The organism is Mitsuaria sp. MSU3D, assembly GCF_056867975.1.
Genome location: NZ_CP200314.1, coordinates 4,320,955 through 4,333,007 on the forward strand (window position 1 = coordinate 4,320,955; position 12,053 = coordinate 4,333,007).

Consider the following 12,053-nt stretch of genomic DNA (forward strand, 5'->3'; position numbering starts at 1 on the left):
TCTCGGTCGCGAAACCGTCGAAGGGCGGTGGTGGTTGGGGACGGCGAGGCGTGAGGTTTCGGAGCTTGACTCCGGGGCCTCATGCCTCGGCGGCCAACGCCCCACCCTCCGCAGGCAGGCGGCCTCCCTCAATCCTCCAGCGGCACAAAGATCCACAACAGCAAGTAGAGCAGCACCCCACCGCCCGCGCACGTCGTGAGCGCCACGAACACGATCCGCCAGAACCACGCCGCCAGGCCGCTGAGCCGGGCAAGCCCGCCGCACACGCCGCCGATCCAGCGGTCGTCGCGGCTGCGGCGGAAGGTGTTGATCGCGTTCACCACCGGCGCGCCGCTGCTGCCGCCATGCGGCGTGGCATACGCATAGGACGTCGAGCTCGACGACCGGGCGCTGGCGTTCAGCACGCGCTCCTTGGCCTTGGCGAACTCCTCGTCGCTGAGGATGCCGCGTTGATGCAGATCGGCCAGGCGGCTGAGTTCTTCGCTGTCGGACATGGTGGGCTCCTTTCCCGGAGAGTCGTGCATCGGAAGATGCGATGGGTTGAAGACTACGCATCGGCCCGGCCCGCCGCGAGGCGCGTGCGACCGGCTGCATCTGGGCGCGATGCGGAGCGGATGAGGCGCGACAGGGCGTTTCCACCCAGGACCGGCGCCGCGCGGCGGACTAGCATTCCCGTCCATGAACCTCGAAACCATCGAACTGCAGACCCGCGAGGCGCCCCGTTTCAGCCTGCTGGTGCTGCACGGCCTGGGCGCCGACGGCAACGACTTCGTGCCCGTGGTCCAGGCCCTGGACCTGTCGCCGGTGCTGGCGCTGGGCGGCCTGCGCGTCGTGCTGCCGAGCGCGCCCGAGATCCCCGTCACCATCAACGGCGGCATGCGCATGCGCGCCTGGTACGACATCCGCCACGGCGACCTCAGCCAGCGCGAGGACGCCGACGGCCTGCGCGTGTCGCAGCGCCTGATCGAGGACCTGATCGCCCGCGAGGAAAGCGAGTTCGGCATCCCGCCGGAGCGCGTCGTGTTGATGGGCTTCTCGCAGGGCTGCGCGATGACGCTGATGACCGGGCTGCGGTATCCGAAACGGCTGGCGGGGCTCGTCGGCCTGTCCGGCTATCTGCCCGTGCTGGGCACGACCGAAGCCGAACGGAACGCCGCCAACGCGGACACACCGATCTTCCTGGCGCACGGCAGCAACGACGGCGTCGTCGTGCCGGCCCGCGCGCACGCGTCGCTGGCCGAGCTGCGCCGGCTCGGCCACGACGTCGAGTGGCACGAGTACCCGATGGCCCACGAGGTCAGCATGGACGAGATCCAGGACCTGCAGGCCTGGCTCGTGAAGACGCTGACCGCCGCGGGCGCCGCGGACTCAGCCGGCGGCTGATCCGCGCGGCTCCTGTCCCTCGGCTCCCGAAGCCTGCCCGCCCAATTCCTCGACTTCTGCTTCCGTCCTATGTCCAACCGGTCCCTCCTGTCCTCGCTTCCCGCGCTGTCATTCGCCCTGTTGCCGTTGGCGCCGCTCGCACCGTTGTCCGCGGCCACGCCGCCGCAGTCCGCCACGCCGGTCGCCGCGGCGGCGGCTTCGGTGGCGCAGCCCATCGCCGCCAGGCTGCCGATCACGCACGACGTCTACGCCACCTGGCGCAGCATCCAGCACACGCAGCTGAGCCGCGACGGGCAGTGGATCGCCTACGCGCTGGTGGCGCAGGAGGCCGATGGCGAACTCGTCGTGCGCCACGTCGCCGACGGCCGCGAGTACCGCGCGCCGCGCGGGACCTCGCCGCAGTTCAGCGCCGACGGGCGCTTCGTCGCCTTCGCCGTGCAGCCGACGCGGGTCGAGCTCGACAAGGCCAAGAAGGACAAGAAGAAGGGCGACGACGCGCCCAAGGCCGGCGCGGCCTGGATGGACCTCAGCACCGGCAAGGTCGAGACCGTCGACCGCGTGAAGCGCTTCGCCTGGGGCAAGGACGGCGGCCAGCATCTGGCGTTGTTGCTGGAGGCGCCGGCGAAGAAGGAAGGCTCGAAGGACGCCAAGGCGGCGCCGGCCAAGGTCGACGCCGAGATGGATGACGGGATCGATGCCGATCTCGACGCGAATCCGCGTGATCAGGAAGCGCCCGCAGAGGGCGGCGCGCCATCCGCCAAGAAGGTCCCTGGCAACGACCTGCTGCTGATCGACGCGGAGACGAAGCAGCGCAACACCTTCAAGGACGCGTCGGACTTCGCCTGGAACAACGGCGGAACGCTGCTGGCCTACGTCGTGTCCGTCAAGGAACCGGCGAAGAAGGACGCGTCCAAGCCGAGCGCGCCCGCTGCACCCGCCGTGCCCGCTGTGCCCGCTGTGCCCGCTGTGCCCGCAGCGTCGGCATCGAGCGCCCCAGGCGTCCCCGGCGCCTCCACCGTATCGGACGTTCCGCCTGCGGTCGTCGCCGAGGCAAGACCTGCCCCCGATGACACCGCCCGCGAGGGCGTCTACCTGATCGACCCGGCCGCGCCGACGCAGGCGCGCGCGGTGATGTCGGGCGCCGGCAGCTACAAGCAGGTGCGCTTCGACGAGGCCGGCCGCCGCCTGGCGTTCGTCAGCAGCCGCGATCACGTCGCCGAGACCAAGGCCGCGGAGAAGGCGAAGCGGGCCGACGACAAGGAGGAGAAGAAGGACGAGAAGAAGGACGAGAAGGCCGACAAGCCCGATCCCACGCCGTTCAAGCTCTTCCTGTGGAAGGCCGGCCAGGAGCGCGCCGCGGTGCTGGTCAGCGCGCAGACCGCCGGCATGCCCGCCGGCTGGACACCGAGCGAGCACGCCGCGCTTGCCTTCAGCAAGGACGGCCAGCGCCTGTTCCTCGGCACCGCCGAGCTCCCCGCGCCCGAGCCCAAGGATGCGCCCGAGCCGATGAAGGTCGACCTCTGGCACTGGAAGGATCCGGAGCTGCAGTCGGCGCAGAAGGCCAAGGCCGAGCGGGAGCGCACGCGCAGCTACCGCGCGGTCGTGCACCTGGGCAACGACGTCGACGCGGCGCGCTTCGTGCAGCTCGCGACGAAGGACCTGCCCACGATCCAGGTCAACGAGAACGCCACCGTCGCGCTCGGCCTGAGCGAACTGCCGTATCGCCAGCTGATGTCGTGGGAAGGTGCCTACATGGACGCCTATGCCGTCGACCTGAACACCGGTGCGGCCCGGCCGCTGGCGCGCAAGCTGCGCCATGCGCCGACGCTGTCGCCCGCCGGCCGCTACGTGCTGGGCTTCGACGCGCCGGCCGCGCGCTGGATGGCTTGGCGCACCGACACCGCCGCCGCCATCGACCTGACCGGCAAGATCAAGTCGCGCTTCGACAACGACGACCGCGACGTGCCCGACCTGCCCTCCCCCTACGGCAGCGCCGGCTGGACCGCGGATGACGACAGCGTCGTCGTCTACGACAAGTTCGACCTCTGGGCCGTGCAGCCGGCCACCGGCCAGTCCGGCAACCTCACGCAGGGCTGGGGCCGCAAGCAGCAGTTGCAGTTGCGCGTCGTGCCGCTCGATCCCGAGGACGCCGACAAGAAACCCCTGCCCGCGGATGCACTGACGCTGGCGGGCACGCAGGACATCACGCGCGCCAGCGGCTACTACCGCGTCGACGCGACCGGCGGTGTGCCGAAGGCGCTGATCCAGGACGACCGCATGATCGGCGGCCTGATCAAGGCCAAGGACGCGGACCGCATCGTCTTCACGCAGCAGAGCTTCACGCAGTTCCCGGACCTGTGGACCTCGACGCTCGCGTTCCAGCAGCCGCAGAAGGTCAGCGACGCCAACCCGCAGCAGTCGCGGTATGCCTGGGGCACGCAGGAGCTGGTCGAGTACACCGCCGCCGACGGCAAGAAGCTGCGCGCGTTGCTGGCCAAGCCGGCCGACTTCGACCCGAAAAAGCAGTACCCAATGATGGTCTACATCTACGAGAAGATGACCGACAACCGGTACCGCTACATCCCGCCCGCGCCGGCGCAGAACATCAACGTCACGCGCTACGTCAGCAACGGCTACCTGGTGCTGCGTCCGGACATCGTCTACACGACCGGGCAGCCCGGCAAGAGTGCGATGAACACGGTGCTGCCGGCGATCCGCCAGCAGATCGCCAAGGGCTACGTCGATCCCAAGCGCGTCGGCATCCAGGGACACAGCTGGGGCGCGTACCAGATCAACTACCTGATCACGCACACGAACCAGTTCCGCGCGGCGGAGGCCGGCGCGTCGATGGCCAACATGATCAGCGGCTACGGCGGCATCCGTTGGGGCGCGGGCATCAGCCGCGCGTTCCAGTACGAGCACGGCCAGAGCCGCATCGGCGCCACGCCCTGGGAGCGTCCGGACCTGTACCTGGAGAACTCGCCGATCTTCCGTGTCGACAAGGTCACCACGCCCTACCTGACGATCCACAACGACGAGGATGACGCGGTGCCCTGGTACCAGGGCATCGAGTTCTTCACCGCGCTGCGCCGCCTGGGCAAGGAGGCGTACTGGTTCAACTACAACGGCGAGAAGCACGGTCTGCGCGACCGCGACAACATGAAGCACTTCACCGTGCACATGGCCGAGTTCTTCGATCACTACCTGCTCGGCAGTCCGCGGCCCACGTGGATGGACCAGCCGGTGCCCTACCTCGAACGGGGCAAGCGCGACGTGATGGGCCAGTTCAAACCGGCGACGCCGCCGGCGGAGACCGCCGTGGCCAAAGGCCAGGAATCGTCAACCTCGACGAGCGCCAAGTAGGTCTCAGCGCGGCGGTTCCGCGTTCTGCGCCGCGCGCCGGGCGCTCTCGATGCGCTCGCCGATCGGCGGGTGTATCGACAGCCACTCCGTGCCGCTGTCGACGCGGCCGTCCCGCCGCATCTGCTCCAGCACCTTGAGCCACGCGCCGACCAGCGTCTCGTTGGGCAGGTGTTCACGCAGGATCAGGCGCTGCGCCTCGGCGTCGGATTCGCGCTCCGCGTCGCGCGAGTAGCGCAGCGTCTGCACCGAGGCCAGCGTGCCCGCCGCGACCGATGAGAAGTCGCCCATCACCACGCCCGCCACCGACAGCAGCCCGGCGCCCTGCACCAGGTGGCGCATCGCGTGGCGGTGCTTCACATGGCCGGCCTCGTGGCCGAGCACGGCGATCAGCTCGTCCTCGCTCAGCAATTCCGCCAGACCGTCGAAGACGAAGAGGGTGCCGTTGGGCAGCGCCATCGCATTGAAGCCGGGGCGGTCGCCCTGGCGCGCGAAGCGGACGTCCAGGGCCACGCCCGGGAACACGCGTCCGGCGATGTCGGCGAAGCGCGCGCGGATCGCCTGCTGGCGTTGCGCCGGCAGTTGGGACGGTTTCAGCCAGGTGGCCGCGAGCTGCTCCTCGACCCGCTTGCCGACTGCGCCGTCCAGCTGCGTCGGAATCAGCGGCAGCGCGGCATGCGCCAGCAGCCCCACGCCCTGGCGGTCGAACCACACGACCAGCGCGATCAGCGCCACCAGCGCGCATGCGGCCAGGCTCCAGCTGCCGATGACCAGCGACATCAGCGACTGGCCGCCGAGCACCCGTCCCATCGCGCTGTCCGCGGGGAGCCAGACCGTGCCGCCGTCCGGCAGGCCGACCGGCGTCGGGCGGCCGCGCCACCATTCGCCGACCTGCAGCGCCTTGCGGGCGTAGCGGCGCAGGCCGGGCATCGACGGCCGCGACGCGGCCAGCTCCGCCTCCGACGGCGGCGTCGACGACGAGCTTTGCGGGCGCGGCGGCCACGGCATGAATTCGAAGTGGTTGCGGCTCAGGCGCACGCGCACCTCGTGCGGCCGGTTCCCGGCGCCGTCGAACCAGCGGGCGGTGGCGGTGAGGGTCTGCGGTTTCATGGCGGGTCCTGCGCGCTCACCAGCCGATGTCCAGGCCGAAGGCCTCGGCGGCGCCGTCGCCGATCGCGCCGCGACCGCGACCGCGACCGCGACGCTGCGGGGCCGTCACGACGAGTTCACCGATCGGGGTATCGGACAGCACGACCAGGCCCTCGATGCGCATCTTGGCGATCCGCACGGCCAGGAAGGGCCAGTACAGGCCCAGCGTCAGCAGCGTCAGCAGGCCGTGGGTCAGCAGCGTCTTGAACAGCGCGAATTCTGAGATCGCGTAGGCGAATCCGATGCCGCCCGACAGGTGCGTGCGGGTCCAGGTGAGTTGCTGAAGCCGCGCGACGTAGACCGGCCAGGCGAAGGTCCAGACCACGGCCAGCGCCATCAGCGGCAGGACGGTACTCACCGGCCCTTCTTCCGCGCCTGGTACCAGCTTCAAGGCGGCGGACACGCCGAAGCCGAGCAGCGCGGCCACGACGCCGCCGACGATCAGCGCCAACCCCAGACGCACGTACAGACCGTAGAACGCGTCGACGGACAGCTGGAAGTCGAAGGCGAGCGTGCCGTAGCGGGCATGGCGATGCTGGAAGCGCTTGAGCCGGCCATGCGCGAGCGGCAGCAGCAGGAACAGCGCCAATGCGGCCAGCCCGTCGACGAGCGGATTCGAGCCCCAGCCCGCGACCAACGACGCCAGCGTCCACGCCACCAGCAGCGGCAGGCAGGACGCATAGACGGTGACGGCGTTTGCCTGGAACCCGAAGCGCAGGCCGCGCCAGCTGGTGTTGCCCAGCTTGAAGCGCTGGGCGCCCGCGAACAGCATCGGTCCGACCGCGCAGAGCACCGCCAGCATGGCGAAGCCCGCCACCGCGGACCAGTCGAATGCGTGGCCGTAGGCGATCAGCAGGATCAACGCGATCACGCGTCCGGCGAGGATGCGGCGCGGGTCGCCGTGGAAGTCGAAGGGTTCACCCGCCAGCAGCGTGTGCCGCGCGAACCAGCGGGCCTTGCGGCGCTTTGCCCAGGCGGAATAGACGCCCAGCGTCGCCAGCGTCAGCAGCGCGTTGACGATCCAGACGCGGAAGTAGTCGCCGCCGGTGCCGGTGAACTCGAGCCGCTGCGCATGACGCTGGGCGGCGGGGGCGTCCGGCGCGGACGCGGCGCCCGACGACCGGCCGACCGGCCGCGCAGGCGCGGGCGCAGGCGACACCGAGCCCGGCCCGCGCGCAGGCGCGGACGTGGCTGGTGCCGCCGGCGGCGCCTTCGGCACCAGCGTCAGCTCGGTCGTGCTCTCGATCAATCCCTCTACTCCCGGGCTCTCACGGCCCGGGCGAGAGTCTACTAAAGGGCCTCGGCGCCGAGCCGCCCTCGGACGAGCGTGTGCTCCCGGGCGTCGGCCGGCGCGAACAGCGCCACCATCGTCGCCATCAGCGCGCGCGCCTTGGCCGAGTTGTCACCGCCGTAGTTGCAGACGTAGACGTCCAGCGTGACCGACGCGATCTCGGGCCAGGTGTGGAGCGCGACGTGCGACTCCGCGAGCAGCAGCATGCCGGTGATGCCGCCGGGCTGACCGTCCGACGCGTCGGGGAAGCGGTGCCAGTGTTCGCCGACGACGCTCAGGCCCGCCCCCTCCGCGGCCGCTCGGATCGCCCGCGCAAGACCTGACCCGTCCGTGAGCAGATCTCCGTTGGCGCAGCCGGCCAGGTCGGCGGTGAGGTGCAAGCCGTTCATTGGCTGGGAGTTTAGGGGCTGTCCTGCGCAGGGCAGTCCTGCGGAGGCCGGGGCGTTGGCCGCCTGTGCATGGGGCCTTGGCGGCAAGCGCCAAAACCCCATGCACAGCCGTCCCCCACCACTGGCGTACTGCCGCAGTCTGGGACCGAGTCAGGCGGTCGGTTGTTGTTCGGCGCCGGCCTCGGCGAGGAGCGCGTGGCAGCGCTCTTCGTGCTGAGCAATCTCTTCGAGGGTGATCTCGATGTCGTTCAGCTGCTGCTGCAACTGGCGGCGGTGCTGCTCCAGGACGCCGAGGAAGGCGCGCGCCTGCGGCACCGTGTCCGACTGGTTGTCGTACATGTCGACCAGCTGCTTGATCTCCTGCAGCGACAGGCCCAGCCGCTTGCCGCGCAAGGTCAGCTTCAGTCGCGTGCGGTCGCGCTGCGTGTAGACACGGTTGCGACCGGCACGCGCAGGCGTCAGCAGTCCCATGTCCTCGTAGAAACGGATCGCCCGGGGAGTGATGTCGAACTCGGCCGCCAGTTCGGTGATCGTGAACAGCGGCCCCGCGTCGTCGCCGGCCTCGGGCAGCGCGTCCTCGGGCAGGTCATCGGCCGGGGTCGGGCGGGGTGAGGGGCTCATGGCTACACTGGCAAATGACGTTGACGTAAACGTAAGTCTAAAGCCATGGCCAATCCTCGCGAATCGGAACTCTCCTACCCCCTGGGCGACACGCTGCCAGGTCCCGGCGAAGCACTGGACCTGCTGCCCGGCGTGCGCTGGGTGCGGATGGGGCTGCCCTTCGCGCTGGACCACATCAACCTCTGGTTGCTGCGCGACGTGCTCGACGGTCGTGAGGGCTGGACCATCGTCGATTGCGGCATCCACAACGACACCACGAAGGCGAACTGGGAGCGCGTCTTCGCCGAGCGCCTGGACGGACTGCCGGTGCTGCGCGTGATCGCCACGCACTTCCATCCCGACCACCTCGGACTGGGCCACTGGCTGACCGAGCGCTGGCAGTGCCGGCTGTGGATCAGCGCCACCGACTATCAGCTGGCGAGGGTCGCCTCGTCGTCGACGGTCGGCATGGGCGGCGAAGCGGCGGCGGCGTTCTTCGGCAGCCATGGGCTGACCGACTCCGCGGCACTGGAGAAGATCCGCGGCCGCGCCAGCTACTACCCGAGCATGGTGCCGGCGATCCCCGCCGCCTTCCGCCGGCTCATGGACGGCATGACGGTGCGCATCGGCGATCACGACTGGCGCTGCCTCGTCGGCTACGGTCATGCGCCCGAGCACATCAGCCTGTTCAGCCAGACGCAGGGGAACGGGCTCGGCGTGATGATCGCCGGCGACATGGTGTTGCCGAGGATCTCGACCAACGTGTCGGTCGTCGATGTGGAGCCGGAAGCGGATCCGCTGCAGCTCTACCTGGACTCGCTCGCGCGGCTGACCGCCCTGCCCGCCGACACGCTGGTGCTGCCCGCCCACGGCAAGCCGTTCCGCGGCCTGCATGCGCGCATCGATCAGTTGGAGGAGCACCATCGGGAGCGTCTGGCGGAAGTGCTCGAGGCCTGCACGGCGAAGCCCTGTCATGCGGCGGAGCTGCTGCCGATGATGTTCCGCCGGCCGCTGGACCTGCACCAGACGACCTTCGCGATGGGCGAGGCGGTGGCCCACCTGAACCGCCTGTGGCTGGGCGGGCTGCTGCGGCGCACGCTGGACGAGGACGGGATCCATCGCTTCTCGGCCTGAGGCCGCGACGCCGCGCTGGCGTCCGTGCGCGACGGCGCAAGAAAACAGCCCCCAGAAAGACAGTCGCCGCCGCCCCGATCACGGGACGGCGGCGCTGCGCCTTGTTATGCATCAGCTTGTCGGCTCTGAGCGCGGGTTGTCCTGACGCAGCCTGTCGGCCGGGGAACCCTGAGCGCCGCCGGGAGCGGAACGCGGGAGGAAGTTCTGACTCAGATGCGAGTGATGACAGCAACTCGCAGTGTGTACCGCCACTCAAATCAGCTACAAGCCCCCCTGAAGGGGGAAGCCCGAAACGTACTGCGTCCGCCCGCCTCAGGCCTCGTCCATCAGCGGCAGCACGGCCTGCTTGAGACGATCGCGCGCGAGCTCGTATTCGGGGAAGACGGATCTCACCACCGCCCAGAAACGCGGGCTGTGGTTCATCTCCTTGAGGTGCGCGAGTTCATGCGCGACGACGTAGTCGATCAGCGCCGGCGAGAAGTGGATGAGCCGCCAGTTGAGCCGGATCATGCCGTCCGCGCTGGCGCTGCCCCAACGCGTCTGCGCGGACGAGAGCCGCAACCCCGTCATCGTGACGCCGAGCGGCCCCGCGAAGTGCCGGCAACGCTGCTCGAATCGCTGCCGCGCCTGGCGCTGCAACCAGGCCTGCACCGTGTCGCGGATCTGCTCGGGGGTCGCGTCTTGCGGCAGGCCGAGGTAGAGCATGCGGCGCGGCACCGTCGCCAGCGTCGGTTGCGGATCGGCCTGACCCTCGTCGAGCCGCGCGCCCGTCTGCGACGGATCGAGCACCACGATCAGCGGTTCGCCCAGGTAAGGCAGGCTGCAGCCGTCGCCCCAATGGACGCGGGCCGCCTGCGTGCGTCGCGCGCGCTCGCGCTGCTCGACGAGCTTGCGCAGGATCCATTCGCCCTTCTGTTGCAGCGCCTTGTCGATGTCGCCCAGCGGCACCCACTTCGGCGCGGACACGCGCAGGCCGTCCTCGCTCACGGTGAAGCCGATGCTGCGGCGCCGCGCGCGTTTCAGTTCATAGGGAATGGACTGGCCCTGGAGCAAGACCTGACGCGTCGACGCGCCGGCATCGCCACGCGACCGCGGCGTCGGCGCGAGCGGCTCCGGCGGGGGCAGCGGTGACGTTGTCGGAGAAACGGGCTGGGGCTGGGGCTCGGTGTCGAACAGCGACAGCTGCGTGAAGTTGTTCAGCAGCGCGCCCAGTCCCCGCAGCTTGGAAGGCAGCATGGGCTGCGAGTGTAATCAGGCGGCGGCCGGCGTGGGCGGCGGCGCGGGTGGCGCAGGCGGCGTGGGCGGTGCCTGAGTCACCTCGCCCGACGCGGACGCCGGATAGGCCGCGGGGTCGAGCACCCGCATCTCGGCCTCGATCCAGGCCTGCACTTCCTTCATCAGTTCGGCCGGCGCGCGACCGGTGCTGGGGATCATCGGGCCGATGGAGACATCGATCGTGCCAGGTTTCAACAGGAAGCTCTTGCGCGGCCAGCAGGTCGCGGAGTTCATCGCGATCGGCACCACCGGCACGCCGGTCTCGACCGCCAGGCGCGAGCCGCCGGTCTTGTAGTCGCCGGCCTTGCCGCGCGCCACGCGCGTGCCTTCCGGGAACATGATGATCCAGTGGCCCAGCGCCGCGATCCGCTTGCCCTGCGCGGCCACCTTGTTCCAGGCCTCGCTGCGCTTGCTGCGATCGATGTGGATCATGTCGAGCCGCGCCATCGACCAGCCGAAGAACGGGATGTAGATCAGCTCCCGCTTGAACACGTAGGCCAGCGGCCGCGGCATCAGCATCGGGTAGGCGAAGGTCTCCCAGGTCGACTGGTGCTTGGACAGCAGGATCACCGACTGCTTCGGGTCGGTGGGCAGGTGCTCCATGCCGCGGACGCGCCAGTGCACGCCGCAGATGAGCTTGGCCCCCCAGATCGCGACGCGCAGCCAGTTGGCGCACATCCAGTACAGCTGGGTGCTGTTCAGGAACAGCGAGCAGAGCACCACCGCGCTGCCCCAGGGGACGACGGTGACGATCAGGTAGAGGACGAAGAGGAAGGAACGCAGCGCAACGAGCATCAGCCCAGGTCTCCAGGAGCGGTATCGGGTTCGGCGGACTCGCCCCGCGACTCGGCGCGGGCGCGGCGTTCCGCGTGGATGAGGGTTTCGGCAAAGGCCGCCAGGTCCTGGTGCACGCGCGAGCCGGGCACGAGCGCGATCTGCTCCTGCAGCTGCGCTTCCTCGACGCCGGCGAGCCGGTCGCCGCGCACCAGGTGCGGCACGCAGCCGGCGTTGCGCGCGGTCTGCAGGTCGCGCACGCTGGCGCCGACCATGTGGACGTTCTTCAGGTCCACGCCGAAGCGTTCGCCGATCTGTTCGATCAGGCCCGGCAGCGGCTTGCGGCAGTTGCAGTTGTCTTCCGGCGCGTGCGGGCAGAAGAACGCGGCGTCGAGCCGGCCGCCCTTCTCCGCCAGCAGCTGGTTGAGCCGCAGGTGGACGGCATTCAGCGAGGCCATGTCGATCAGCCCGCGGCCGATGCCGGGCTGGTTCGTGGCCATGACGGTGTGCCAGCCGGCGTGGTTCAGCCGCGCGACGGCCTCGAGCGCGCCGGGCAGCGGCTCGAGTTCCTCGGGCGACTTCACGTGGTCGTCGCGGTAGCGGTTGATCGTGCCGTCGCGGCCCAGGATCACCAGCTTCATGCCGTGCGGATGGTCGGACCGGGTAGGCATCGGGGTCTCCAGTGAACTGCGTTTGGA

At 69.9% G+C, this 12,053-nt stretch carries 11 protein-coding genes; 3 read left to right on the forward strand and 8 right to left on the reverse strand.

Translation table 11 applies throughout. The features are described 5' to 3' along the window. Positions 1-128 precede the first annotated feature (128 nt). Complete coding sequence (locus tag AC1VNM_RS18995; RefSeq protein ID WP_377159881.1) at positions 129-494, reverse strand: PspC domain-containing protein; 366 nt, start codon at positions 492-494, stop codon at positions 129-131. 184 nt (positions 495-678) lie between these two features. On the opposite strand from AC1VNM_RS18995, the gene AC1VNM_RS19000 reads away from it, so the two are divergent. Together AC1VNM_RS19000 and AC1VNM_RS19005 are read left to right on the forward strand one after the other, a co-directional pair. Then, positions 679-1,383, forward strand: a complete 705-nt coding sequence (locus AC1VNM_RS19000; protein ID WP_377159879.1) for an alpha/beta hydrolase — start codon at positions 679-681, stop codon at positions 1,381-1,383. Between the two features lie 69 nt (positions 1,384-1,452). Next, the gene (locus AC1VNM_RS19005) at positions 1,453-4,746 is read left to right on the forward strand and encodes a S9 family peptidase (protein ID WP_483107934.1); all 3,294 of its coding nucleotides are present in this window, start codon (positions 1,453-1,455) and stop codon (positions 4,744-4,746) included. A gap of 3 nt (positions 4,747-4,749) precedes the next feature. Here the strand turns inward: AC1VNM_RS19005 and AC1VNM_RS19010 are convergent, their stop codons facing one another. The 4 genes from AC1VNM_RS19010 to AC1VNM_RS19025 all read right to left on the reverse strand — a co-directional run bounded on the left by AC1VNM_RS19010 (position 4,750) and on the right by AC1VNM_RS19025 (position 8,193). Beyond that, on the reverse strand, positions 4,750-5,853 hold the full coding sequence (locus AC1VNM_RS19010) for a M48 family metallopeptidase (protein WP_483107935.1): 1,104 nt from the start codon (positions 5,851-5,853) through the stop codon (positions 4,750-4,752). Positions 5,854-5,869: 16 nt separating this feature from the next. Continuing rightward, the gene (locus tag AC1VNM_RS19015) at positions 5,870-7,141 is read right to left on the reverse strand and encodes a YjgN family protein (RefSeq protein WP_483107936.1); all 1,272 of its coding nucleotides are present in this window, start codon (positions 7,139-7,141) and stop codon (positions 5,870-5,872) included. A gap of 41 nt (positions 7,142-7,182) precedes the next feature. After that, the gene (locus tag AC1VNM_RS19020; RefSeq protein WP_483107937.1) at positions 7,183-7,572 is read right to left on the reverse strand and encodes an S-adenosylmethionine decarboxylase family protein; all 390 of its coding nucleotides are present in this window, start codon (positions 7,570-7,572) and stop codon (positions 7,183-7,185) included. 150 nt (positions 7,573-7,722) lie between these two features. Next, on the reverse strand, positions 7,723-8,193 hold the full coding sequence (locus AC1VNM_RS19025; protein ID WP_377159869.1) for a MerR family transcriptional regulator: 471 nt from the start codon (positions 8,191-8,193) through the stop codon (positions 7,723-7,725). A 45-nt stretch (positions 8,194-8,238) separates the two neighbouring features. Here AC1VNM_RS19025 and AC1VNM_RS19030 point away from each other — a divergent pair, with 45 nt between their 5' ends. Further along, positions 8,239-9,306, forward strand: coding sequence for an MBL fold metallo-hydrolase (locus tag AC1VNM_RS19030; RefSeq protein ID WP_483107938.1), 1,068 nt, complete (start codon positions 8,239-8,241; stop codon positions 9,304-9,306). Positions 9,307-9,618: 312 nt separating this feature from the next. On the opposite strand, the gene AC1VNM_RS19035 is transcribed toward AC1VNM_RS19030, so the two are convergent. Genes AC1VNM_RS19035 through gmhB form a run of 3 tightly spaced genes read right to left on the reverse strand, consistent with a single transcriptional unit; the run spans position 9,619 to position 12,026 of the window. After that, positions 9,619-10,542, reverse strand: coding sequence for a M48 family metallopeptidase (locus AC1VNM_RS19035; protein WP_377159865.1), 924 nt, complete (start codon positions 10,540-10,542; stop codon positions 9,619-9,621). Positions 10,543-10,557: 15 nt separating this feature from the next. Beyond that, on the reverse strand, positions 10,558-11,376 hold the full coding sequence (locus tag AC1VNM_RS19040; RefSeq protein ID WP_377159863.1) for a lysophospholipid acyltransferase family protein: 819 nt from the start codon (positions 11,374-11,376) through the stop codon (positions 10,558-10,560). Continuing rightward, positions 11,376-12,026, reverse strand: a complete 651-nt coding sequence (gmhB, locus tag AC1VNM_RS19045) for a D-glycero-beta-D-manno-heptose 1,7-bisphosphate 7-phosphatase (RefSeq protein ID WP_377159861.1) — start codon at positions 12,024-12,026, stop codon at positions 11,376-11,378. Before gmhB ends, AC1VNM_RS19040 begins: the two co-directional genes overlap by 1 nt. Between the last annotated feature and the right edge of the window lie 27 nt (positions 12,027-12,053).

Bases quoted from the DNA above. Each gene is read 5' to 3' on its own strand.
- AC1VNM_RS19040 (WP_377159863.1), bottom strand. From the start codon at position 11,376: ATGCTCGTTGCGCTGCGTTCCTTCCTCTTCGTCCTCTACCTGATCGTC.
- AC1VNM_RS19020 (WP_483107937.1), bottom strand. From the start codon at position 7,572: ATGAACGGCTTGCACCTCACCGCCGACCTGGCCGGCTGCGCCAACGGA.
- AC1VNM_RS19000 (WP_377159879.1), top strand. From the start codon at position 679: ATGAACCTCGAAACCATCGAACTGCAGACCCGCGAGGCGCCCCGTTTC.
- AC1VNM_RS19005 (WP_483107934.1), top strand. From the start codon at position 1,453: ATGTCCAACCGGTCCCTCCTGTCCTCGCTTCCCGCGCTGTCATTCGCC.
- AC1VNM_RS19025 (WP_377159869.1), bottom strand. From the start codon at position 8,193: ATGAGCCCCTCACCCCGCCCGACCCCGGCCGATGACCTGCCCGAGGAC.
- AC1VNM_RS18995 (WP_377159881.1), bottom strand. From the start codon at position 494: ATGTCCGACAGCGAAGAACTCAGCCGCCTGGCCGATCTGCATCAACGC.
- AC1VNM_RS19010 (WP_483107935.1), bottom strand. From the start codon at position 5,853: ATGAAACCGCAGACCCTCACCGCCACCGCCCGCTGGTTCGACGGCGCC.
- gmhB (WP_377159861.1), bottom strand. From the start codon at position 12,026: ATGCCTACCCGGTCCGACCATCCGCACGGCATGAAGCTGGTGATCCTG.
- AC1VNM_RS19035 (WP_377159865.1), bottom strand. From the start codon at position 10,542: ATGCTGCCTTCCAAGCTGCGGGGACTGGGCGCGCTGCTGAACAACTTC.
- AC1VNM_RS19030 (WP_483107938.1), top strand. From the start codon at position 8,239: ATGGCCAATCCTCGCGAATCGGAACTCTCCTACCCCCTGGGCGACACG.